This is a genomic window from Oscillibacter sp. PEA192, assembly GCF_003574015.1.
Taxonomy (GTDB): Bacteria; Bacillota; Clostridia; order Oscillospirales; family Oscillospiraceae; genus Oscillibacter; species Oscillibacter welbionis.
Map to the genome: position 1 here is coordinate 2,154,852 of NZ_AP018532.1, position 22,695 is coordinate 2,177,546.

At 63.3% G+C, this 22,695-nt stretch carries 26 protein-coding genes; 12 read left to right on the top strand and 14 right to left on the bottom strand.

Annotation, left to right across the window (positions count from 1 at the left end; genetic code table 11):
• Nucleotides 1-19 precede the first annotated feature (19 nt).
• The 12 genes from DN611_RS10665 to smc all read right to left on the bottom strand — a co-directional run bounded on the left by DN611_RS10665 (nt 20) and on the right by smc (nt 10,864).
• Nucleotides 20-1,636: an LCP family protein gene (locus DN611_RS10665; protein WP_119311323.1), complete on the bottom strand. Its 1,617-nt coding sequence runs from the start codon at nt 1,634-1,636 to the stop codon at nt 20-22.
• 7 nt (nt 1,637-1,643) lie between these two features.
• Nucleotides 1,644-2,834, bottom strand: a complete 1,191-nt coding sequence (gene yqeK / locus DN611_RS10670) for a bis(5'-nucleosyl)-tetraphosphatase (symmetrical) YqeK (protein ID WP_119311324.1) — start codon at nt 2,832-2,834, stop codon at nt 1,644-1,646.
• Between the two features lie 13 nt (nt 2,835-2,847).
• On the bottom strand, nt 2,848-3,336 hold the full coding sequence (locus tag DN611_RS10675; protein ID WP_119311325.1) for a GNAT family N-acetyltransferase: 489 nt from the start codon (nt 3,334-3,336) through the stop codon (nt 2,848-2,850).
• A 16-nt stretch (nt 3,337-3,352) separates the two neighbouring features.
• Nucleotides 3,353-3,682, bottom strand: a complete 330-nt coding sequence (gene yhbY / locus DN611_RS10680) for a ribosome assembly RNA-binding protein YhbY (protein WP_021750956.1) — start codon at nt 3,680-3,682, stop codon at nt 3,353-3,355.
• A gap of 86 nt (nt 3,683-3,768) precedes the next feature.
• Entirely contained in the window at nt 3,769-3,927 is a 159-nt protein-coding gene (locus DN611_RS16710; RefSeq protein WP_160117429.1) for a hypothetical protein, read from the bottom strand.
• Nucleotides 3,928-3,957: 30 nt separating this feature from the next.
• On the bottom strand, nt 3,958-4,548 hold the full coding sequence (locus DN611_RS10685) for an XTP/dITP diphosphatase (protein ID WP_021750959.1): 591 nt from the start codon (nt 4,546-4,548) through the stop codon (nt 3,958-3,960).
• Nucleotides 4,545-4,760: a hypothetical protein gene (locus tag DN611_RS10690; protein WP_249390780.1), complete on the bottom strand. Its 216-nt coding sequence runs from the start codon at nt 4,758-4,760 to the stop codon at nt 4,545-4,547. Before DN611_RS10690 ends, DN611_RS10685 begins: the two co-directional genes overlap by 4 nt.
• Nucleotides 4,761-4,863: 103 nt before the next feature.
• Entirely contained in the window at nt 4,864-5,580 is a 717-nt protein-coding gene (gene rph, locus DN611_RS10695; RefSeq protein ID WP_021750961.1) for a ribonuclease PH, read from the bottom strand.
• Between the two features lie 292 nt (nt 5,581-5,872).
• Nucleotides 5,873-6,745, bottom strand: coding sequence for a signal recognition particle-docking protein FtsY (gene ftsY, locus DN611_RS10705; protein WP_021750963.1), 873 nt, complete (start codon nt 6,743-6,745; stop codon nt 5,873-5,875).
• Nucleotides 6,746-6,766: 21 nt separating this feature from the next.
• The gene (locus DN611_RS10710; protein WP_021750964.1) at nt 6,767-7,018 is read right to left on the bottom strand and encodes a hypothetical protein; all 252 of its coding nucleotides are present in this window, start codon (nt 7,016-7,018) and stop codon (nt 6,767-6,769) included.
• A 48-nt stretch (nt 7,019-7,066) separates the two neighbouring features.
• Entirely contained in the window at nt 7,067-7,285 is a 219-nt protein-coding gene (locus DN611_RS10715) for a hypothetical protein (RefSeq protein WP_025545177.1), read from the bottom strand.
• Between the two features lie 12 nt (nt 7,286-7,297).
• Nucleotides 7,298-10,864: a chromosome segregation protein SMC gene (gene smc, locus DN611_RS10720; RefSeq protein ID WP_119311327.1), complete on the bottom strand. Its 3,567-nt coding sequence runs from the start codon at nt 10,862-10,864 to the stop codon at nt 7,298-7,300.
• A 201-nt stretch (nt 10,865-11,065) separates the two neighbouring features.
• Here smc and DN611_RS10725 point away from each other — a divergent pair, with 201 nt between their 5' ends.
• The 3 genes from DN611_RS10725 to DN611_RS10735 all read left to right on the top strand — a co-directional run bounded on the left by DN611_RS10725 (nt 11,066) and on the right by DN611_RS10735 (nt 12,791).
• Complete coding sequence (locus tag DN611_RS10725) at nt 11,066-11,302, top strand: DUF3343 domain-containing protein (RefSeq protein ID WP_021748201.1); 237 nt, start codon at nt 11,066-11,068, stop codon at nt 11,300-11,302.
• 41 nt (nt 11,303-11,343) lie between these two features.
• Nucleotides 11,344-12,459, top strand: a complete 1,116-nt coding sequence (gene yedE, locus DN611_RS10730) for a YedE family putative selenium transporter (protein WP_119311328.1) — start codon at nt 11,344-11,346, stop codon at nt 12,457-12,459.
• A gap of 131 nt (nt 12,460-12,590) precedes the next feature.
• Nucleotides 12,591-12,791, top strand: coding sequence for a sulfurtransferase TusA family protein (locus DN611_RS10735; RefSeq protein ID WP_025545157.1), 201 nt, complete (start codon nt 12,591-12,593; stop codon nt 12,789-12,791).
• A gap of 61 nt (nt 12,792-12,852) precedes the next feature.
• Here DN611_RS10735 and DN611_RS10740 read toward each other — a convergent pair whose 3' ends face one another.
• The gene (locus DN611_RS10740; protein ID WP_036628435.1) at nt 12,853-13,575 is read right to left on the bottom strand and encodes a ClpP family protease; all 723 of its coding nucleotides are present in this window, start codon (nt 13,573-13,575) and stop codon (nt 12,853-12,855) included.
• A 143-nt stretch (nt 13,576-13,718) separates the two neighbouring features.
• On the opposite strand from DN611_RS10740, the gene DN611_RS10745 reads away from it, so the two are divergent.
• The 6 genes from DN611_RS10745 (at nt 13,719) to DN611_RS10770 (ending at nt 18,256) form a co-directional block, all read left to right on the top strand.
• On the top strand, nt 13,719-14,282 hold the full coding sequence (locus DN611_RS10745; protein ID WP_119311329.1) for a hypothetical protein: 564 nt from the start codon (nt 13,719-13,721) through the stop codon (nt 14,280-14,282).
• Nucleotides 14,279-15,094, top strand: a complete 816-nt coding sequence (gene proB, locus DN611_RS10750; protein ID WP_119311330.1) for a glutamate 5-kinase — start codon at nt 14,279-14,281, stop codon at nt 15,092-15,094. Before DN611_RS10745 ends, proB begins: the two co-directional genes overlap by 4 nt.
• Nucleotides 15,095-15,193: 99 nt before the next feature.
• Nucleotides 15,194-16,441, top strand: a complete 1,248-nt coding sequence (locus DN611_RS10755) for a glutamate-5-semialdehyde dehydrogenase (protein WP_021748208.1) — start codon at nt 15,194-15,196, stop codon at nt 16,439-16,441.
• 41 nt (nt 16,442-16,482) lie between these two features.
• Complete coding sequence (locus tag DN611_RS10760) at nt 16,483-16,761, top strand: hypothetical protein (RefSeq protein WP_025545159.1); 279 nt, start codon at nt 16,483-16,485, stop codon at nt 16,759-16,761.
• A 38-nt stretch (nt 16,762-16,799) separates the two neighbouring features.
• Nucleotides 16,800-17,597 (top strand): pyrroline-5-carboxylate reductase, encoded by a 798-nt coding sequence (gene proC / locus DN611_RS10765; RefSeq protein WP_119311331.1) that lies wholly within the window; start codon nt 16,800-16,802, stop codon nt 17,595-17,597.
• Nucleotides 17,598-17,719: 122 nt separating this feature from the next.
• Nucleotides 17,720-18,256 (top strand): dihydrofolate reductase family protein, encoded by a 537-nt coding sequence (locus DN611_RS10770; protein WP_021748212.1) that lies wholly within the window; start codon nt 17,720-17,722, stop codon nt 18,254-18,256.
• Nucleotides 18,257-18,333: 77 nt separating this feature from the next.
• On the opposite strand, the gene DN611_RS10775 is transcribed toward DN611_RS10770, so the two are convergent.
• Nucleotides 18,334-20,472 (bottom strand): 5'-nucleotidase C-terminal domain-containing protein, encoded by a 2,139-nt coding sequence (locus DN611_RS10775; protein ID WP_256264223.1) that lies wholly within the window; start codon nt 20,470-20,472, stop codon nt 18,334-18,336.
• A 281-nt stretch (nt 20,473-20,753) separates the two neighbouring features.
• On the opposite strand from DN611_RS10775, the gene hydA reads away from it, so the two are divergent.
• The 3 genes from hydA to DN611_RS17325 are packed head-to-tail and all read left to right on the top strand — an operon-like array spanning nt 20,754 to nt 22,640.
• Entirely contained in the window at nt 20,754-22,127 is a 1,374-nt protein-coding gene (gene hydA / locus DN611_RS10780) for a dihydropyrimidinase (RefSeq protein ID WP_021748215.1), read from the top strand.
• 10 nt (nt 22,128-22,137) lie between these two features.
• Entirely contained in the window at nt 22,138-22,419 is a 282-nt protein-coding gene (locus DN611_RS10785; RefSeq protein ID WP_119311333.1) for a hypothetical protein, read from the top strand.
• Nucleotides 22,420-22,442: 23 nt separating this feature from the next.
• Entirely contained in the window at nt 22,443-22,640 is a 198-nt protein-coding gene (locus DN611_RS17325; RefSeq protein ID WP_353955521.1) for a hypothetical protein, read from the top strand.
• Nucleotides 22,641-22,695 lie beyond the last annotated feature (55 nt).

Here is a 22,695-nt window from a genome sequence, read left to right on the forward strand (position 1 = left end):
GCCACCCCTTTTCCGTCGTTCAGCTCACGATGATAAAGCCGTCATCCGGAGCCTCTTCTGCGGCAGCATCGCCGCCTCCATCTCCGGTGCCGGAGGTCTGGCTGTCTCCAGTGCCCGAATCGGTCGTTCCTCCGCCTGCGTCAGGCGTGCCGCCGTCCGGAGTCCCGCTTGTGCCCGTACCCGGATCGGTGGTCCCGTCGGTGCCGGTGCCGGTGGTTCCTTCTCCGGTGTCAGGTCCTGTGGTCCCGCCGCCGGTGCCGGGATCTGTCCCGCCGTCGGGCGTTGTCCCTGTTCCGGGATCCGTCGTGCCAGAGCCCGGGTCTGTGGTCCCGCCCGTCCCCGGGTCCGTGGTTCCGCCATCCGGCGTCACCGGCAGGCCGGTGTCCGGATCGATGGGATTGCCGTTCTCATCCACCGTGGGCGTCTCCTCCTCCGGCTTGCTGGGCGTGGTGGGCTTCACCGGCGGCCGGGCCGCCCGGCTGTCTTCCACATGGCCGGTGGACGAGCTGATGCTGCCGTCAGAGTTGACGGACATAATGTCCAAGTCGCTGAGGGTGAATACCTCCGTATAAGGACTCAGCTTGGTGTTCACCAGCTCCAGCAGCTCATCCGCGCTGGGCACCACGTAGGATTGATAGTTGTGATAGGTGCGGCTCCAGCAGGATGCGGTCCGGTTGGGCATGGTGACAAACTCCACGTTCTCCATGCTCAGCCCACCCAGAATCGCCTGCTGGGCAAACCATAGGATATTCTGGAAGCTCAGGTCTGTCTCCACATTGTTCTGGAACACCTGGATGAACTGGTTGATCTTTGTGACGTTCTTGATCTGCAGCAGCTGGTCCACCATGGCGGTCAGAAACGCCTGCTGGGTCTTGATGCGGCCCAGATCGCCGTCCGGATAGCCGTAGCGCATGTCGTTGTCGTGGCGGTAGCGGAGCACCTGCATGGCGTCGTCCCCCGTGAGCAGGCGGTAGCCCTTCTCCTGGTGGATGTGAAGGTCCTGATAAGGATCGTCGTAGTTCATGTTCCGTGGCACGTCGAACCAGACGCCGCCCATGGCGTCCACGATCTGGCCCACGGCGTCCCACTCCACAACCACCTGATAGTCCGGCTCAAAGCCCACCAGCTGGGCGATTTCCTTGTAGAGATACTGGATCCCCCGGTCTCCGCCGCCATAGTAGTTATACACGGAGTTGATGCGCTTGATATCCCAGGAGACATTCACCATGGTATCCCGGGGAATAGACATCACCGTGGCCTTCTGGTTGGTCACGTCGTAGCTGGCCAGCAGCATCGTGTCCGTGTTGCCGCCGCCCCCCGTGTCCCGGCCCAGGATCAGGACCGTGTAATAGTCCTGACTCTTCCGTTCCCCGTCGCTGCGGGGGCGGGTCCCTTCGCCCCAGTCGATCTCCTCTTCCTGGGTCCCGCTGTCCGCATCCGCGTTCTTGTCCGGCAGATCCGGGCGAACGAACAGGCTCTGGCAGGCCACCACCGCGATCAGCACGATGGCCAGTACCACGGCTACCGCGATCAGCAGCTTCTGCTGCCGCGTCAGGCGGCTCGGTTTCTTCGGCTTCTTGGGTCTGCTCTTTTTCGGCGTCCCGCCCGCCGGATGCTTTCCGTTTTCTCTATCCACTGTCTCTCTATCCTTTCAATGCGTCCCGCGCCTCAATGGTGGCGTGGTGCACAGGGTTTCCCATTTCGGTCATCTCTTCGATGGTCATCTCCAGGCCCATCAGCAGGCCCTCGTCCAGGTCTTTATAACACACAGCGCGGAGTTTGTCTACCCCCGGAAAATTCCGGGAGGGCTCGATATAATCCGCCAGATAGATCACTTTTTCCAGCAGGGTCATGTGGGCATGGCCCGTGGTGTGCCACCAGATGGCGTTGTAGATTTCATCGTCCACACCGAACACGTCCCGGGCGATGGCCGCGCCGGTCTTGGCGTGGAGAAGCTTCAGGGCCTTCTGCTCCAGCTCGTCCAGCTGGATGCCGTACCGGCCGCACAGTTCCAGCTGCTCCTCCATGTTCAGCTTTTTTGTGCAGTCGTGCAGCAGTGCCGCTACCCGGGCCTTCTCCACATCGGCGCCGTACCGCTCCGCCAGACGGATGGCCTCCTGCTCCGTGCCCAGCACGTGGGGGATGCGCTTGTTTTTCAAATAACTCAGGGCCACCGGCCGCAGCTCCCGCAGGGGCAGGCGCTTCAAATCCGCCCGGGTGCCGTACAGTCCCTCCCGCAGGATATAGCCGTACACCGCCGGAGGCAGGAGATTCACGCCCTCTCCCTTCGCCAGCATGATTCGCAGGTCCGTGGAGGACACATCCACCACGCCGGGGATGGTGAGGGTGAAGATCCGGGCCTGGGGATATGTCCGGTACAGATAGTCCCGCTGAACGGAGAACAGCGCCTCCGTGTCCGCCTCCGTTCGGCCGAAGGTGGCGATCCCCGCCAGGGACAGAATCTTCTCCGCTTCGTGCCAGGTCTGGATGGTGAGGAACATGTCCGTGCCCATCAGCAGCCACAGCTCGTCCTCCGGGTACCGCTCCTTCAGCTGGGCCAGGGTGTCGGAGGTATAGCTCCGCCCCGTCCGCTTCAGCTCCAGATCCAGTACCTGGACCCGGTCCCCCAGGCCCAGCTGCTCCCCCGCCAGGCGGGTCATCTCAAGCCGCTGTTCCGGAGTGGGGCTGCCCGCTGGCAGCGCCTTGTGGGGTGGCTCCCGGTCCGGGACCAGCAGCAGCAGGTCCAGCTTCAGCAGCTCGAATACCGCCCGGGCCGCGGTCACATGGCCCAGGTGGGGCGGGTTGAACGTCCCGCCGTAAACGCCGATCTTCATACGCGATTCCTCTTTATGGTTCAGATTTTTCCGCCGGAAGCTCCAACTCCATCTCGTCATCCGTGGCGGTGAAGCCATACCGCTGATACAGCGGGCGGCCCATGGCGGTGGTGTGGAGAGAAACCGTCAAACAGCCCCGCTCACAGGCCGCTGCCGTGAGGAGATCCAGCATCCGCCATGCGATCCCCCGGCCTCGGAAGGCAGGATCCGTCCAGATGTTCATGATATGGCCGGACAGACCCGCGGGATTGTGATAGGAGGGCATCTCCCGGCGGAGGTCCAGGCCGCCGGTGGCGGCCAGCCGCTCTCCCGCCAGCGCCAGAAGCGCAATGTGGCTGCCGGACGCCAGGGCCTGGCGGTAGTAATCCCGGACCGCATCCGGCAGGCCATGCGGCAGCGCCGCCGTCTCCGAAAGGTGCCGGTAGGTCCGGATGGCCCGGAGGCGGCTCTCCGTCAAGAGCTCCAGATCCCCGATCCCGGCAGTGCGGAACGTCAGTTCCATCGGGCGCCTTCCCGGGTCACTGGGGGCGCTTCTTTGCCGGCTTCACCAGCTGGATGCGCTTCTCCCTGGGCTTGGAGTGGCTCTCCCGGTACAGCACGAACTTCGTGCCGATGACCTGCACCACCTCGCTGCGGGTGGCCTTGGCCAGCTCCTCCGCGGCGGTGCGGGCGTCGTAGTCGATATTGTTGTCCAGCACCCGGCCCTTGATAAGCTCCCGAGCCTCCAGTGCGTCATCCGCCTGCTTGATGAGGTTTGCCCCGATACCGTCCTTGCCCACCTGCAGGATCGTGTCGATGCTGTTTGCCAGGCCCCGCAGCTGGGCCCGCTGTTTGCTTGTCAGTTCCATGTATACTCCTTTATTCCGGGAAATGGCCCCGGTCTTTTTTATTTTTCGTCATGCCAGGTAGACTGCCGCAGCTTCTCCATAGACTCCTAGGCAATCAACTCTTCTGTATAGCCGCAGCTGCGGCAGACATACCTCTGAATTTTTGCATTTACAAAAAAACCGATGGGAAAAGAATTGTACAGCCCCGGCTCCACTGCCAGCAGGTCCGCGCTGCCGCATTTGGGGCAGCGTCCGGTCGTTTTCACCGCAGTTCCCTCCTCATCAAAGGTAGACGGTTATTTTTTCAAATAAGTTGCCAGTTTCTCCGAAAATGCCCGCAGAGCTTTTCCTCTATGGGAGATGGCGCCCTTCTCCTCTGCCGTCAGCTGGCCGAAGGTCCTGCCCTTCTCCGGCACCAGGAACACCGGGTCGTAGCCAAATCCCGCCGTCCCCATGGGGGCAAAGGCGATGGCACCGTCGCACCGGCCCTCCGCCGTCAGCTCGTCCCCGCCGGGAAAGGCGCAGGCGATGGCGCAGGCGAAGTGGGCCGCCCGGGTAGTCTGTCCCCGCATGTTCTGCAGCAGCAGGGTATACCGCCCCCGGTCGTCCAGCTCCTCCCCGCCGTAACGGGCGGAATACACGCCGGGTCCTCCGTTCAGGGCGTCCACACAGAGACCGGAGTCGTCCGCGATGGCGGGCAGCCCGCTGGCCGCGCAGATGGCCTTGGCCTTCAGCATGGCGTTTTCCACAAAGGTGGTGCCGGTCTCCTCCACGTCTACGGAGATTCCCACGTCTGCGGGGCTCACCACTTCCACCCCCAGTCCGGAGAGGATATCCGCCATCTCCTTCAGCTTGCCGGGGTTATGGGTCGCCAACACGAATTTCATACCGTCTCCTCCTTTTCCGCCGCACGGTCCAGACGCTTGTTCCGGATGGTCAGCACCAGGTCGATGGTGACCATGGTGATATCCAGGATGTAAAAAGCCGCCACATAGGTGACATTTCCACTGATGAACTTCCCCGCCAAGCCGCAGAGATAGCCCACGATGATGCACACCTCAAACCATAGGCTCTTGCCCTTTGCAGTACGGGAGCGCACGGACTTTGTGATGTTGAAGGGCTAGGACAGGCCGAAGCAGATCAGCATAATCATCTCGAATACCTGCGCCACGGAAACCATCTCCTTCTTTCAATTTGTGGTTTTATCGCTTCAAAATCTCCCGCTGGAGCTTCAGCAGCTCCCGGTTGCCCTTGGCGCACAAGCGCACCAGCTCCTGTTGCTCCTGGGGTGTGAAGGCCCGGCCCTCGCCGGTGCCCTGGAGCTCGATGATCTCCCCCAGCTCATTCATCACACAGTTCAGGTCCACCTGGGCACGACTGTCCTCGCTGTACTGCAAATCCAGCATAAGGGTCTCCCCGACGATTCCCGCAGACACCCCGGTGACGAAATGCCGGATGGGATTGGAGGCCAGCACGCCCTCCTCCACCAGCTTCCGGCAGGCCAGGGCCAGCGCCACAAAGCCGCCGGTGACGGATGCGGTGCGGGTTCCGCCGTCGCCCTGGAGCACGTCGCAGTCGATGGTGATGGTATGCTCCCCCAGCTTCGCCAGGTCCACGGCGGCCCGGAGGGAACGGCCCACCAGCCGCTGGATCTCTGCGCTGCGGGGCGAGAGCTTCAGCTTGGCGATGTCCCGCTTGCTGCGCTCCCGGTTGGCCCGGGGCAGCATGGAGTACTCCGCTGTCACCCAGCCGGTGCCCTCCGGCACATGGGGCGGCACCCGGTCCTCCACGCTGGCGCAGCAGAGAACCATGGTGTTGCCGCACTGGATGAGACAGCTGCCCTCCGCGAATTTTACGAAATCAGGGGTGATTTTGATCGGGCGCAGCTCGTCAAACGCCCGTCCGTCTTGTCTGGTCATGGTATGCGCTCCTTTTCATTTTCCCCGCAGAGAGGACTGGATCGCCGCGAACGCACGGTCATAGTCATCCCTGTGAACATAGATGGTGTAGGTCAGGACGCTGTCCTGTACAGCAGTCGGAGCGGCCCCCTGCTGCGGCGGGCAGCCGCGGCGTATAGGCCCCGGGTCCTGGTGCCGCTGGAGAGCCCGGCATCTGAAAGCGCCCCGCGGATCAGAAAGTACATCTGCTGCGACGACACAGAGATCAGTTTTCTCCGATTCCAAATGGTGATCCTTGTCTCTCTGCTGCCGCTCAAATAATGGCCTCCACATATTCCTTCGCGTCGAAGGGCTTCAGGTCGTCCACCCCCTCGCCCACACCGGCCAGCTTCACCGGTACGCCCAGCTCCTTGGCGATGGCGATGACGATGCCGCCCTTGGCCGTGCCATCCAGCTTCGTCAGCACGATGCCGGTGAGTCCTGCGGCCTCCTTGAACTGGCGGGCCTGGATCAGGCCGTTTTGTCCGGTGGTGGCATCCAGCACCAGCAGCGTCTCCCGTGCGGCGCCGGGGCATTCCCGGTCGATGATCTTGGAGAGCTTGGCGAGCTCCGCCATCAGGTTAGCCTTGTTGTGGAGGCGGCCGGCAGTGTCGCACAGCACCACATCCACCCCTCTTGCCTTGGCAGCCTGCAGGGCGTCGAACAGCACCGCGCCGGGGTCAGCCCCCTCGTGCTGGCGCACAAGTTCGCAGCCGGCCCGCTCCGCCCAGATCTGCAGTTGGTCCGCCGCTGCGGCCCGGAAGGTGTCCGCCGCGCAGAAGAGGACCCGCTTGCCCTCGCTTTTCAGCTGATAGCCCAGTTTGCCGATGGACGTGGTCTTGCCTACGCCGTTGACGCCGATGAACAGCACCACAGCAGGCCGGGTCGAGAGATCCAGCTCCGTGCCGCCCACGTCCATCTCCTCCGCCAGAATGTCCCGGAGGGCGGCCTTGACCGCCTCCTGGTCCTGGAGCTTCTCCTTCCGGACCCTCGTGCGGAGTTTTTCCACGGCGTCCAGCGCCGTGTCCATGCCCAGGTCCGCCAGGATCAGCGTCTCCTCCAACTCCTCGAAAAAGGCCTCGTCCGCCTCGGAGAAGCCGGAGAAGAGATTTGTGGTGATCTTTTTCAGCTTGTCAAAAAAGCCCATGGTATCCTCCCAAATCGGAAATCAGCGCCGGAGAGGTTTATCCCAGTCCAACCTGTTTCCGCAGTATTTGCAGTATTCGCCGGGAAAAAGCGGCAGATGTGCCCCGCACTCCGGGCAGCGGATCACGAACAACTGGATCGCAAGGCCCGCCGCCAGCAGCAGTCCCCCGATCACGCCCGCCTCCGGTACAAATACGGTCCTGCTGAGGAACTGCAGAACAAATCCCGGGACTAGCAGGATAACGCTCAGGATCGTCCATCTGCGCAGTGTCATGAGATCGTCCTCCCAATCGCTTCAAATCCTCTTGCGCCGGGTCGCCGTTCACTCCACTTTCTTGCCGCAGTATGGGCAGGTCTTATCCGGTCGGAGCTCCCGAACGGACTTTCCGCAGTGGGGGCAGCGCAGCAGCCACCACACTAGCCCCAGATCCAAAAGGAAAATCAGCAGCCCTGCATAGGTCATCCATCCGCCCCGGAAGATAAGGAGGCCTGCCAGCAGGCCCACCCAGATGATCAGTATCTGTTTATGCTTGCGCTTCATGGATTCCGCTCCTTATTTGATCTTCAGCTCTTTCGCCATGTCATTCAGATTGATGGTCAGGATCTTGCTCACGCCCTGCTCCTGCATGGTGACGCCATAGAGGACGTCGGCCTCCTCCATGGTTCCCCGGCGGTGGGTGATGACGATGAACTGAGTCCGGCCTGCCAGCGTCCGCATATAGCGGGCGTAGCGGGTGACGTTGGCGTCATCCAGAGCCGCCTCGATCTCGTCCATCACGCAGAAGGGCGTTGGATGGACTTTCAGAATGGAGAAATACAGCGCGATGGCCACAAAGGCCTTCTCGCCGCCGGACAGCAGGGAGATGGTCTTGAGGGTCTTTCCCGGCGGCTGGGCCTTGATCTCGATGCCGCAGCCCAGGATGTCCTCCTCGTCCTCCAGTTCCAATCTGGCCGTCCCTCCCCCGAAGAGCTCCTGGAAGGTGGTCTGGAAGCTCTCGGACAGCAGCTTGAACTGCTCGGCGAAAATCTTGGTCATCTCCTCCGTGATCTCGCCGATGATGTTCTGCAGCTCGCCCTTGGCCTTCTCCACATCGTTGCGCTGGTCCGTCAGGTAGGTGTAGCGGGTGTTCACCCGCTGGAACTCGTCGATGGCCCCGATGTTTGGGGTGCCCAGGGCGGTGATGTCCCGCTTCAGCTCCCCGATCCGCCGGTTGGCCTTGGGCACGCTCTCCAGCTCGATCCGCTGTGCCTGGGCGTCGGAGTGGGAGAGTTCGTAGTGTTCCCACAGCCGGTCCAGGATCTGCTTTTCCTCCATGGCGGAGGTGGCCCGCTTCTGGTCCAGCTTGGCCACCGCCCGCTCCAGGTTCAGCAGGTTCTCGTTCATCTCCTGGCCCGCCCGGTTCTTGGCAGTCCGCTCCGCCTCCAGGGCGTTCTTCTCCTCTGTGATGGCGGCCAGCCGCTGCCGGAAGGCCGCGCCCCGGCCCGCCAGCTCCTCCAGCGCCGTCTGCAATCCGGCGATCTCTTCCTCCGCGGCGGCGATGTTTCGGCGGTAGGTCTCCGCCATCTGTTCCTTCTGCTCCCGGTCACCAGAGAGATCCGCGCACAGCGCCCGCAGGTCCGCGGCGCTGCGGACTGTGGCCTCCCGCTCGGCCGCCAGGGCAGCCAGATCGCTCTTTCTGCCGCTGATCTCCTCGGCCAGGGCACCGGATTTCTCCAGCAGCTCCGATTGGCCGGAAAGAGCCGCCTCCGCCTGGGCCCGCGCGTCCGCGGCGGCGGATTCCTGTCGGTTGATCTCCACCTGGGCGGCGGCAGACCGGGCGTCGTTGTCCGTCAGCCGTCCGGCCAGACTCTCCAGCTCGCCGACGAGGTTCTCCACGCTCTCCTCCAGGGAGCGCAGCAGGAGATCATATTGTCCCCTGATGCCCTCCAGCCGCAGGACCTCGTCCTCTGCGTGGCGGCGCTGGGCCTCCGCGGTCTCCAGCTCGTATTGGGCGGCGGCCAGTTCCCGGGCGGTATCCTCCTCCGCCTGCTTTGCCTCCGCCAGCTTTGCCTGCATGGCAGCGGTCCGGGCGGTGAGCTGCTCCAACTCCGCGGACCGGCTCAGTACACCGGCGGACCGGCTGGTGCTGCCGCCGGTCATGGAGCCGCCCCGGTTAATGACTTGGCCGTCCAGCGTCACGATCCGGAAGGCGTTGCGGTACTTCCGGGCCATGGCGATGCCGCAGTCCAGGTCCTCCACCACCACAGTGCGGCCCAGCAGGTTGTAAACAATATTCCGGTACGCCGGGTCAAATGTCACCAGCCGGGACCCCAGGCCCACAAAACCAAATTCCTTCTCCACGCCTTTTTCATGGAGCTCGTCACCCCGGATGGCGGTGAGGGGCAGGAACGTGGCCCGTCCGGCGTCCCGCTGCTTCAGGTAGCTGATGGCGGCCTTGGCATCCTCCTCCCGGTCCACCACAATGTTCTGCAGTCCCGCCCCCAGGGCGATCTCGATGGCCAAGGAGTACCTGCCATCGGTCTTCACCAGATTGGCCACCGGGCCATGGATGCCCTGCAGGCCGCTCTGTGCGCGGCACACGAACTTGACCGCCTTGGAGAAGCCCTCGTACTCCTTCTCCATCTCTGTCAGCAGGCGGCGGCGGTTTTCCAGCGCCCCCGTGTCCATGGTCAGCTGGACCCGCCGCTCCGCGGCGGCAGCGGCCTTCTTCTTCCGTTCCTCCATCCGCAGGCTGTGGCCGGCGATGATGTTGGCGGCGGCCTCCGCCTCGTCCCTGGCATCCTCCAGGGCGCGGCGGTTCTCCCGCGCCTCCTGCCGGGCGGACTGAAGCTGCTCCTCCGCGGCGGCCCTGTCTCGCTCTGCGGCCTCCCGCCGCTCCTGGATCTGCTTCTTCTCCGCGGCGGCGGCGGCCAGTTCCGCCCGCGCGTCCGCGGCGGCGGCCATGGCGAGGGCCTCCTGTGCCCGCAGGCGCTCCGCCTCGTTCTGGGCGCCGCCGGCCTGTTCCGCCATGGTCTGGGCGGTCTCCAGCAGGGCGGCCAGCGCACCGTTCAGCTCCCCGATCCGGCGGTCGATCTCCGCCACCCGGGCTTCCTGCTCCTCCGCCTGCTTCGCAAGGCCGCCGGAACGGCTCTCCGCCTCTGCCAGCTCCGCCTCCGCCCGCTGGATGTTCTCCCGGTTGTGGGTGACGGTGCTCTCCAGCACGGCGGCGGCGGACTCCTTCTCCTTGATCTGCTCATCCAGAACGGCGGACTCTGTCCGGACACGCTCAGCCTCCATGTCCTTCTCCCGCATCCGCTCGCTGTACCGCTCCCCCTCGGCATAGAGGGCGTCCAGAGCGGCGCGGGCCTCGTCCCGCTGGGACTCTGCGGCGTGAAAGTCCGCCTCCAGCTTCCGGGCGCCCGCCTTCAGGGTGTCCAGGTTCTCCAGCCAGACGGAGATCTCCAGAAGGCGCAGCTCATCCCGGAGCACCAGATACTTCCTGGCCTTCTCCGCCTGCTCCCGCAGGGGCTCCACCTGAAGCTCCAGCTCGGCGATCTTGTCATTGATGCGGACCAGATTCTCCTCCGTCCGCTCCAGCTTCCGCTCCGCCTCCTCCTTCCGGTGGCGGAATTTGGAAATGCCGGCGGCCTCCTCGAAGATCTCCCGCCGCTCCCCGCTCTTGGCGGAGAGGATCTCATCAATCTTGCCCTGGCCGATGATGGAGTAGCCCTCCCGGCCCATGCCGGTGTCCAGGAACAGCTCCGTCAAGTCCTTCAGCCGGACAGACTGGCGGTTGATGTAGTATTCGCTTTCGCCGCTGCGGTAATAGCGGCGGGTGACGGACACTTCGCTCTCCTCCATGGTGGGGAAGATGTGCTCCGTGTTGTCCAGCACCAGCGTCACCTGGGCAAAGCCCACCTGGCTGCGCTTCTCCGTGCCGCCGAAAATCACGTCCTCCATCTTGGCGCCACGGAGGCCCTTGACGCTCTGTTCCCCCATCACCCACCGGATAGCGTCGGAGATGTTGGACTTGCCGGAGCCGTTGGGACCCACGATGGCGGTGATGTCCTCGCCGAAATTCAGGACCGTCTTGTCTGGAAAGGACTTAAACCCCTGGATTTCCAATGCGCGCAGATACAAACTCTCACCTCATTCGGCCTCTCAGCCAGATCACATACTATAACTAGTATAGTATAGCAAAGCCACTCCTCTATTTCAAGGAAAAATCTCCAGGTTCGGCGGCTCCAGCCGGAGCTGGGCCGTTATCCTCGAAACAGATCTCGCTTTTTCCATTTTTTCATGTTATTCTTTTGAAAAAATAACGAGTAGAGGAGGGAGTCCGTGCGAGAAAAAAGCCCCCGGCTGATCGTGACGTTTCACACCACTGCCGGGGCCATCGCCACAGAGCAGCTCTGCCGCCGCCTGGGGCTGGAGGGCAAACTGATCTCCGTTCCCCGGTGCATCACATCCGACTGCGGCATGGCCTGGTCCGCGCCGCCGGAGCTGCGGGAGCACCTGGAGACCCGGCTGCAGGAGGCCGGGATCGAGACAGCCGGTTTCTATGAGCTGCCCCTGTGACGATTTTCGTCCCAGCGCCGAAGAGAGTGAGGAGTGTATTTATGAGAGAAAAGAGTTGGTTTCGGGAATACGGATTGATCTTGGCGGCGGGCGTGGCCGTGGGCATTGCCGCCCTGATCCTTACCGCCTCCGGCAACCCCAAGAACATGGGCTTCTGCATCGCCTGCTTCCTGCGGGACATCGCCGGCGCCCTGGGGCTCCACAGCGCCGCCAATGTGCAGTACATCCGGTCGGAGATCATCGGCATCGTGGTGGGGGCCGCGGCGGCAGCTCTGGCTGCCAGGGAGTTCCGGGCAAAGGCCGGGGCCTCTCCCGCCTGCCGGTTTGTGCTGGGGATGTTCGTGATGATCGGTGCTCTGGTGTTTCTGGGCTGCCCCCTGCGGATGGTCATCCGGCTGGGCGGCGGCGACCTGACTGCCGTTGCCGGGCTGGTGGGCTTCATCGCCGGGATCCTGGTGGGCGTGGTATGTTTAAAGAAGGGCTTCTCCCTAGGCCGGGCCTATCCCGTCCGCATGGGCGAGGGGTTCGTCCTGTCTGGGATCCTGATGGCGCTGTTGGGGCTGCTGCTGTTGGTGCCCACCCTGCTGAAGTTCTCTGAGGCGGGCCCCGGCTCCATGCGGGCCTTCTGGGGGATCTCCCTGGCGGCCGGTCTGGTTGTGGGCGTGCTGGCCCAGCGGAGCCGGCTGTGCATGGCCGGCGGCATACGGGACGCTGTGATGCTGCGGGACTTCAAGCTCCTCTCCGGCTTCCTGGCCATCTGGGGCACGGTCACCATTGGCAATCTGGTCCTGGGATCCTACAGCCTGTCCGCACTGTCCCAGCCCATCGCCCACAGCCAGTACCTCCGGTCCGCCCTGGGCATGGCCCTGGCGGGCTGGGGTTCCATCCTGCTGGGAGGCTGCCCCCTGCGACAGTTGATTCTGGCCGGTGAGGGCAACGGCGACTCCGCCGTGACCGTCCTGGGCATGATCGTGGGCGCCGCCGTCTCCCACAACTTCGGTCTGGCCGGCGCGGCGGATTCCGTGGCGGAGGACGGCACCTATGTGGTCGGCGGCATCGGCACTGCCGGCATGGCGGCGGTGGCCATCGGATTCGCGGTACTGCTGGCCATCACGGTGACCCATTTGCCGAAAACGGAGGCTGTATCGCGTGATTGAGCACACAATGTATGAAAATCGTCTATCGCCCTGTCCTGCCAGGCAACCGGCGATGGCGGAAAATTTTCCCATTTTGCACAGGGAAAATCCTTGAATCTGTGCCGCATATCGCGGCGAAAGGGGAATTTGATATGGTAGATACCCGCGGATACATCTGCCCCACCCCGGTGCTGATGGTGCAGAAGGCCTTGAAGGATCGGCCCGCCACGGTGGAAGTCCTGGCGGAGGCCGGCGCGGCGGTGGAGAACATCACCCGCTTCGCCCACTCCCAGGGCTATCAGGTCAGCAAGACGGCGGACGGACCGGACTGGAAACTGACCCTGACGAAATAAAAGACAGGCGGGGAGCCCGTAGGCTCCCCGCCTGCCGTTTTTCCTGTCCCGCGGTTTGAGGTCAGGATGTCTCCCGCTTTCCTTTGGCCTCCTCGATCTGGCGGTAGAGGCACTGGAGTCCGTCAGAGAGGCCGCCCACCTGGTCGATGATGCCCAGGGACACTGCCTCCTCTCCATAGACCACGCTGCCAACGTCGGCGGCCATATCGTCCTTTTTCAGCATCAGGGCCTGGAACTTCTGAGCCGTGATCTGGCTGTGGCTGGAGACGAAGGCCACGATCCGATCCTGAAGCCGCTGGAAGTAGTTGTAGGTCTGGGGGGCGGCGATGACCGTGCCGCTCATGCGGACCGGGTGGATGGTCATGGCGGCGCTGGGGACGGCAAAGCTCCGTCGGGCAGCCACTGCCAAAGGCACGCCGATGGAATGGCTTCCTCCCAGGACGATGGAGACCGTAGGCTTTGTCATGCCGGCGATCAGCTCCGCGATGGCAAGGCCCGCCTCCACGTCGCCGCCCACGGTATTCAGCAGGAAGAGGACGCCGTTCACCTCGTCGCTCTCCTCCAGCTTGGCCAGCAGGGGCAGCACATGCTCGTACTTGGTGGTCTTGGCACCGCTGGCGGCGGTGTTGTGGCCCTCGATCTGGCCGATGATGGTCATGCAGTACACGGAGCCGTGGGGCGTTTTGGTCAGGGCGGAGCCGAAGTCCACGATCTGCTGGGCGCCGTCCTTTCCGCTCTCGTCATTTTCCTCTGTGGTGTCCGCAGGTTTGGTGCGTTCTGTCATGGTAAACCCTCCTTTTCCCCGGTATTCTCTGCAATTTTATGAAAAGTACGCGCTGGACTTTCTTTTTGCCGGTTACTGTGATATGATAAAATATCTAAAGTATCTAATCTTCTACTCTGGCCCTTCTCAATAAGGAGATTCCTATGAAACAGCATTTTCAAATCCCCTGGGCTCAGATCCTGATTGTTTGCGCCGCTCTAGTTATGGCTTTTGGAATGGGGACCTCTGTTCAGGTGGAGCAAGAAGCGGTGGGGCAACGGGAAGCCTTCCGACGGAGCCTGCAAATGCTGGACCAGTACCTTTGTGCCCTATCTGAGGATCTGGGTGATCCGGATATTCTTGCCCTGGAGGCTCCCTTGGAGGATGATCGCATTCAGGAAAACCTAGTCCGGGTGCGGCGGACCTCTGTTGCCCTCAAACAGGACTATGTCTCCAACGCCGGGAGAGAGACTTCCCCGCATCCCCACGTGTATCTCTATCTCTTGGCACTAGAGGAAACGCTATTGGAGAGCAATTATCTGGATCTGGAGGCACTTTCTCAGATACTGACTATCTGCCGTTCCCTGTGGGATATTGAAACTGGACTTTCCTACAAGGAGATCATGGCCCAGCTGGAGGAAAACGTCACCTCCGGGGACTACCAGGACGCCTTGGAACTGCTGGGGATCAGCGATATGATACCAATTACCACCCAAGGAGGAACATAACTTTGGAACAGAACAAACAGCGTATTGTGGTGAAGGTGGGCACCTCCACCCTCACCCATAACTCCGGCGCGTTGGACCTTTGGAGCATGGAACATCTGGTGCGGACCCTGGCGGATCTCCAGGGCATGGGGCATGAGGTGATCCTGGTGTCCTCCGGTGCCATCGCTGTGGGCACCGCCAAGCTGGGGCTGTCCGAGCGGCCGAAGGAGCTGCGGATGAAGCAGGCAGCCGCTGCGGTGGGCCAGTGCCGGATGATGCACATTTACGACAAATTCTTCTCCGAGTACAACCGCTCCATGGCCCAGATCCTGCTGACAGGAGATGATGTGGAGGACCCGGAGCGGGCGGAGCACCTGTCCAACACCTTCTCCGCCCTGCTGGAGATGGGGGTCATCCCTGTGGTGAACGAGAATGACTCCGTCTCCTCCGCCGAGATCGAGACCGGACGCCATAAGGTCCTGGGCGATAACGACACCCTCTCTGCCATCGTGGCGGAGCTGTGCCGGGCGGATCTGCTGGTACTGCTCAGCGACATCGATGGGCTGTACGACGCGGACCCCAAGACTCACCCGGAGGCAAAGCTCCTACACCAGGTGACGGAGCTGACGCCGGAGATCCTGGAGATGGCCGGCGGCGCCGGCAGCTGGCGGGGCACCGGCGGCATGGCCACCAAGCTCTCCGCTGCCCGCATTGCCATGGAGGCCGGGTGCGATATGGTCATCACCAACGGCAGACGGATGGAAGACCTGTATGGCATCGCGGAGGGAAAGGACATTGGAACGCGATTTGTATCGGGGAAAACTAGGAATTGATGGATTGCACCCCCAGCGGAATGATTTGAAATTCGTCCGGATCCGCCGGACCCCTAAATTTCCAACTCCTAATTCCTCTTTCAAGAAAGGTGTGACGATATGACAGCATTACAGCAGCAGGGACAGGCGGCAAAGGCCGCCACCTACGTTCTGGCCACCGCCGGGACGGCCAGGAAAAACGCGGCGCTGAATGCCATTGCGGACGTTCTGACAGAGCGGCAGACAGAGTGGCTCTCCGCCAACGCAGAGGACGTGGCCGCCGCGAAGGAGGCGGGGATGCGCCCCGCCATGCTGGACCGGCTGACCCTGACGCCGGAACGGGTGGCAGGCATCGTGGACGGCGTGCGGCAGGTGGCTGCCCTTCCGGATCCCATCGGCAGAGTGGACAAGATGGAAACCCGGCCCAACGGCCTTATCATCGGCCGGCGGCGGGTGCCCCTGGGGGTCATCGCCATCATCTTTGAGGCCCGGCCCAACGTCACCGTAGACGCTGCGGCGCTGTGCCTGAAGTCCGGCAATGTGTGTATCCTCCGAGGCGGCAAGGAGGCCATCCGCTCCAACCGCTGTGTGGCGGAGCTGATGCGTCAGGCCCTGCGGTCCGTAGGTCTGCCGGAGGACTGCATCTCCCTGGTACAGGACACCAGCCACGAGACCGCCAATGAGCTGATGCACCTGGACGGCTATGTGGACGTGCTGATCCCCCGGGGTGGCGCCGGGCTGATCCGGGCCGTGGCCAAGGAGGCCAGCGTACCAGTGATCCGCACCGGCGAGGGCGTGTGCCACATCTATATCGACGATGAGGCAGACCTGGACATGGGTGCCAGCATCCTCTTCAATGCCAAGTGCTCCCGTCCCTCTGTGTGCAACGCCGTGGAGTGCGTGCTGGTCCACCGGGACGTGGCGGCGGACTTCTGGAAAAAGGCCCTTCCCCTTCTGGATGAGAAGGGCGTGGAGCTGCGGGCGGACCCGGAGGCCCTGGAGATCCTGGGCACCCGGGCGGTACCGGCAGAAGACAGCGACTGGGACGCCGAGTACGACGACTACATCCTGGCTGTCAAGACGGCAGGCGGCATGGATGAGGCCATCGATTTCATCAATGCCCACGGCACCCAGCACTCCGAGGCCATCATCACGAAGAACTACTTCAAGGCCCAGCACTTCCTGGACCACGTGGATGCGGCGGCGGTGTACGTCAACGCCTCCACCCGGTTCACAGACGGCGGCGAGTTCGGTCTGGGGGCGGAGATCGGCATTTCCACCCAGAAGATGCACGCCCGGGGCCCCATGGGACTGGAGGAGCTGACCAGCTGCAAGTACGTCATTTACGGTGAAGGACAGGTGCGGTAAGCGCCTGCCGGAAGTTAAAACGCCAAGAGGGGATGGTCTCTATGGCGGCGATCATTCTCTCCCTGCTGGCTGCAGCGCTTCTGTCGACCGTGCTGCTCATCCCCGCCGGACACCTGAAGCAGGCGCTGGGCATCCCGTCGGCGGTCTGTTCCGCTGCGGCGATGGGGCTGTACCTGCAGATGCGCACTGTCTCCGGCGGGCCTGGTACCGGAATAGCACTGGTGCAGCTGTACCTTCCCTGCGCTGTTTACGGACTGGTGATCCTGGGCGGCGCGGCCCTGGGTCCGACAGGATGGTGCTGCGGAAAAAAGCGAAGCTGAACATCTGATTCTGATTTGAAAAAAGAGGTTGATGCACAATGGCGACATTTGGTTTTATCGGCACCGGAAATATGGGCGGCGCCCTGGCCCGGGCGGCCCGCAAGCGGCTGTCCGGCGGAGAGATCCTGTTGGCGAACCGCTCCGCCACCAAAGCGGAGGCCCTGGCCCAGGAGCTGGACTGCCGGGCTGTGGACAATGCGGCGGTGGCCGCTGGGGCAGATTACATCTTCCTGGGCGTGAAGCCCTATATGGTGGCAGGGCTGATGGAGAAGATCGGCCCCGTGCTGGCGGCGCGGAAGGACCGGTTCGTGCTGGTGTCCATGGCGGCGGCCCTCACCATCCCCGACCTGCGGGAGCGGGGCTGCGGGGACTGGCCCCTGATCCGCATCATGCCCAATACCCCCTCTGCCATCGGGGAGGGCGTGATCTTCTACACCTGCGACGGCGTCACGGCGGAGGAGGAAGCGGCGTTCCTGGAGAACATGGCAGGCGCCGGGCGGCTGCTGCCCCTGGACGACCATCTGATGGACGCCGGCAGCGCCGTGGCCGGCTGCGGACCGGCCTTTGTGGACCTCTTCATCGAGGCCATGGCGGACGGCGGCGTGGCCTGCGGCCTCACCCGTCCCATGGCGATGGAGTGCGCCGCCCAGACGCTGATCGGCGCCGCGCGGCTGATGCTGGAGACGGGCCGCCATCCCGGTGCGCTGAAGGATGCGGTCTGTTCCCCCGGCGGCGCCACCATCCAGGGCGTCCGGGCGCTGGAGGCCGGCGGGTTCCGCAGCGCAGTGATGGAGGCGGTCATCGCCGCCTATGAGAAGAGTGCGGAGATGAAGTGAACGGTCCGTGGCCGGAGGCAGCTGCCTCCGGCCACGGCATTTTTTGTCCGCCTGCGGGACTTGCCAGCAGACGGCGAGATGTGGTATGATCGTTCTCCCATCTTTTTGACAGGAGGACATGTATGGCACGGGACATCATCTTGAATCTGGCAATCAGCCTGGATGGCTTCATTTGCGATGAGGACGGCGGCTTCGCATGGATCAGCGGCCAGGGAGATGTCCGGGCCGACACGGCGGACCACTTCGACTTCGACGGCTTCCTGGCATCCTGCGACACCATCGTTATGGGTCGAAAGGCTTATGAGGACTGCCTTAGTTCTCTGCCCGAAGCGGCGGAAAAGCGATTCCTGGTGGCCTCCCGGACACCTCGGGCGCCGGAGGGCAGGGTTGTCTTTCTCTCCGCCGATGTGGTGGCGGAAGTTCTGGCGCTGAAGGACCGGCCCGGCAAGCACATCTGGCTGTTCGGCGGTGGAGAGCTGGCCTCCGACTTCATTCGCGCCGACGCCGTAGACCGGTATATCGTCGGCATCCTGCCGGTGATCCGGGGCAAGGGCCGGCGGCTGTTTCAGGAGGGGATTCCGCCGGTGGAACTCCATCTGGACCGCTGCACGGTCTCAGACGGCATCCCTATTCTGGAGTACAGCCGGCGGGGCCGGTAAGGCAGATAGACAACAGCCGCAGGGAGCGTTCCCTGCGGCTGTTGTTTTGTGATTTGAGAAGATCTGACTTCTGTCGCTCAGGCAGCAGCGTTGGCGGCCCGGTACAGGAAGGTCACAATCTGGCCCCGCTGGCAGACGGTGTCGGGAGAGAACGTGCTGCCGTCACCGGTGCCGAGGGTGACGCCCTGGGCCACGGCCCAGTTCACCGCGGCGGCGTAGTCCGCGTCAGCGGCCACGTCGGTGAAGGAAGCGGCAGCAGCCTCGGGGCTGTCGGCGGCAACCCACATGAAGTACACCGCCATGGCGCGGGTGCAGCCCGCATAGGGATCAAAGGTCTCGCCTTCCACCAAGCCCTGCTCACTGGCCCACTGGACGGCCTTGAAGAAGTACAGGCTGGTGTCCGTCACATCGGTATAGGCGGGTTCCGTGCTAGCAGGCTCCGGAGAACCGGCGGCGCGCCACAGATAGGTGATGATCTGGGCACGGGTGCAGTTCTGGTAGGGAGAGAAGGTGGTGGCGGTGGTGCCGTTGGTGATGCCCTCGTCCACGGCCCACTCAATGCCGTCATAGTAGGGAGAGGTCGCCGCCACGTCGGTGAAGGCCAGGCCCTGGTCAACAGTGATGCGGCCAGCGGGCTGACCGTAGGCCTCTTCGGTGACGGTGCCCTTTAGCTCGTCGGTGATGTAGTCCATGACCACCTCATCCATGGAGAGGCCCAGGTCATAGTTGACGGAGGCAGCCGCGAACGCATAGTAGGTGTCGCCGCCGGCGGCCATGAAGTCGTTGGTGGCGATGGTGTAGGTGGCGTTGGCATCAAAGGGCTCGCCGCCCACAGTCTCGATGGTGACGCGCTGGATGCTCTTGGGGCCGTAGTAGGTGGAGCCGGGATACTGCTCGCCCTGGTCATAGGCCTTGGTGGTGTCCACGGTGAACTCGATGCCGCTCACCTGGGGGAAGCCGCCGATAGAGGTGGGCGTGCAGTAGGTGGAAGCCTCCAGAGCCTCCAGCAGCTCGGCGCCGGTGACTTTCACGATGGAGAGGGTGTTGCCGAAGGGCAGCACAGTGTTGATATCCTTCTTGGTGATGTCGCCGGCGGCGATGGAGGCGCGGATGCCGCCGCCGTTGGTGACAGCCGCGTCCACCTCAGTGCCCTCACGCTCGGCGCCCCAGACCAGAGCGTCGCAGATCAGGTCGCCCAGGTTGGTCTCCTCGGTACGGTTACCGGGCTCCTTCTCGCCGTTCAGGGCCACTTCGGTCTTTGCAAACACCGTGCCGTATTCCTTGTCGATCTCCGCCTGGATCTTGGCGGCGCGGGCAGCCACATCAGCGTCCGTGGCGGTCAGGTCGGCAACGGGGGTAGTGGCGGTGGTGATGGTGCCGTCGGCATCGATGGTGACCACGCCCACGCTCTCCAGCTTGGTGCCGGTAGAGGTCACCAGAGTGTCGCCCACCTTCCCGGTACCGCCAGCGGCGGCCTTCACGTCCTCAAGGGTGGAGTGAGAGTGGCCGTCGATGAACACGTCGATGCCCTCCACCTTCTCCAGCAGGTCGATGGAGCGGTTGCCGGTGGACTCGGCATCGATGCCCAGGTGGCCCAGGCAGATGATGTACTCGCAGCCCTCTGCCTCCAGTGCGTCCACCTGATCCTGCGCGCAGTCGAACATCTTATCGCCGGCCAGGAAGGTCACGCCCTGGATCTTGGCGGGGTGGGCCTTGGTTGCGGTCTCCGGGGTGTCCAGGCCGAACACGCCGATCTTGGTGCCGTCGGGCGCGGTGAAGACCACGTTGTCCTCAAAGGCCACCTGGCCGTTGTACAGGACATTGGCGTCCACGATGGTGAAGTCGGCGTCCGCCTCCAGATCCTTGAGGTTCTGGTAGCCGTAGTCGAACTCATGGTTGCCCATGCTGGCCACGTCGTAGCCGGCCAGGTTCATCAGCTCCACGGCGGTGGCGCCCTCAGACGTGCTGACGGTGGGATCGCCCTGGATGAAGTCACCGGCGTCCATCAGCAGGACGTAGGCGCCGCGGGCCTCGTAGGCGTCCTTCAGCGCGGCCACTTTGGCATAGCCGCTGATGGCGCCATGCACATCATTGGTGTGCAGGATGACGATGTCGCCGTCCAGATCCTGTGCCGTCTCTTCCGCCGCATTGGCGGTGACGGCCAGGGAGAACGTCATGACCACCGCCAGCAGCAGGGACAAGACTTTCTTTTTCATTCTGTTACCTCCTCTGAAAGCGCGGGAGATGACCTCCCGTGGTATGGATATAGTATAGCACATCTGGAAAAAATGGACAGAGGGGACTTCGCGGATTTTTCGAAAAAAACCACCAGAAATATCCCACGTTTTTTGTAGAAGAAGCGCAATTTTTTTCTACCCGCACTTCTGGCATTCCCTTGCGGCGGGTGTTATACTGAAAAAAAGCGTCTGCCGGAGCTTCCCGGCAGCCTGCCGCCGGGCGGCCGCATCGTGCCGCAGACACACAAGGAGGTATATTTATGACCACATTGCTCAGGGGCGGGACCATCATCACCGGTGCCGGACAGCGGCGGGCCGACCTGCTGCTGGACGGGGAGAAGATCGCCTGGGTGGGCCGGGGACCTCAAGCCGCAGACCGGGAGGTGGATGTCTCCGGCTGTTTCCTCTTCCCCGGCTTTATCGACGCCCACACCCACTTTGACCTGGATGTGGCGAACACCACCACGGCGGATGATTTCTGCACCGGCTCCCGGGCGGCCCTGCGGGGCGGCACTACTACGGTCATCGACTTCGCCTGCCCCAACAAGGGCGAGTCCCTGCACCACGGCCTGGACCTGTGGCATCAGAAGGCGGACGGCAGGACTTTCTGCGACTACGGCTTCCACATGACCATCGACGACTGGAACGAGTCCATCCGGGCAGAGCTGCCGGACATGTTCGCCCAGGGCATCTCTTCTTTCAAGATGTATCTCACCTATCCCGCCATGATGATCGGCGACCGGGACATCTACTGGGCACTGAAGGAGCTGAAGCGGCTGGGGGGCATCGCCGGCTTCCACTGCGAGAACGCCGGTGTCATTGACGGCATGATCGCCGAGCGGAAGGCCGCCGGAGAGCTCTCCCCCGCCTCCCACCCCCGCACCCGACCGCCCTATCTGGAGGCTGAGGCAGTGAGCCGCCTGCTGCGGATCGCCCAGGCAGCGGACGCGCCGGTGGTCATCGTCCACCTCACCAACCGGGAGGCCCTGCTGGAGGTGGACCACGCCCGGAAGCGGGGCCAGACCGTGTATGTGGAGACCTGTCCCCAGTACCTGCTGCTGGACGAGAGCGTGTATTTCAACGAGGACTACTCCGCCGCTGCCCGGTATGTGTGCGCGCCGCCCCTGCGGGACAAGGCCGAGCAGGAGCACCTGTGGAAGGGCCTGCGGCGGGGCGCTATCCAGACCGTGTCCACAGACCACTGCTCCTTCACCCTGGCCCAGAAGGACATGGGCCGGGAGGACTTCACCAAAATCCCAGGCGGCCTGCCCGGCGTGGAGACCCGGGGCGAGCTGCTGTACTCCTACGGCGTGGCCAAGCGGAAGATCAGCGCCGCCCAGATGTGCCGGGTGCTCAGCGAGAATCCCGCCCGGCTGTATGGTCTCTATCCCCGGAAGGGCGTGCTGCGGCCCGGCAGCGACGCGGACATCGTGGTCTACGACCCCGGCGCCAGCCATGTGATCCGAGCGGAGGACTGCGTGGCCAATGTGGACTACAACCCCTATGAAGGCTTCGTCACCGCCGGCGGCATCCGGCAGGTGTGGCTGCGGGGGCAGCTCTCCGTGGAAAACGGAAAGGTCCTGGTGGAGGCGCCGGCGGGCAAGTATATGGCCCGGGGCAAGAACTCCCTGTGAGCATTCGTCCATGAATCTCGTCATCATCGGGCGCTTCCCTGCGGCCACAGACACGCAGATCAGGGCATTCCTTCCCGCTGACCGGGAGGTTTTTATCACCGAATCGGATCTGTCCGGCCCCTTTTTGCAGAGTGCGGATGCGCTCATCCCGGAACACATCCCGATTCCCTCTTTTGGGGACAAGGCTCTGAAGCTGCGGATGATTCAAACCGGGGCCGGGTATGGCGAAGATAGAGCCGTCTGCTTTTCTGGTCAACATGGCCAAGAGGGATCGTTCACGAAGAGGTCCTGATCGAGGCTTTAAGCGACCATCAGATCGCCGGCGCTTGCCCGGATGTCTTTGAGGCAGAGCCATTTTCCCAAGCAAGCTGGCTGAGGGCGCTCCTCAACGTAATCCTCGCGCCGTACACAGCAGGGGATCCTGGCGGCGTGAAACTGCACGAAAAACAGGATTCCTTTTTCCCAGTAGCATCCGGCAGGCACGGAGCGGAGAAATGCCCGCCAACATGCTGAACCGGGACACCTGGAAGGCGTGGAGATAAGCCCCTTCTGCAGGTGGACAGCCCAT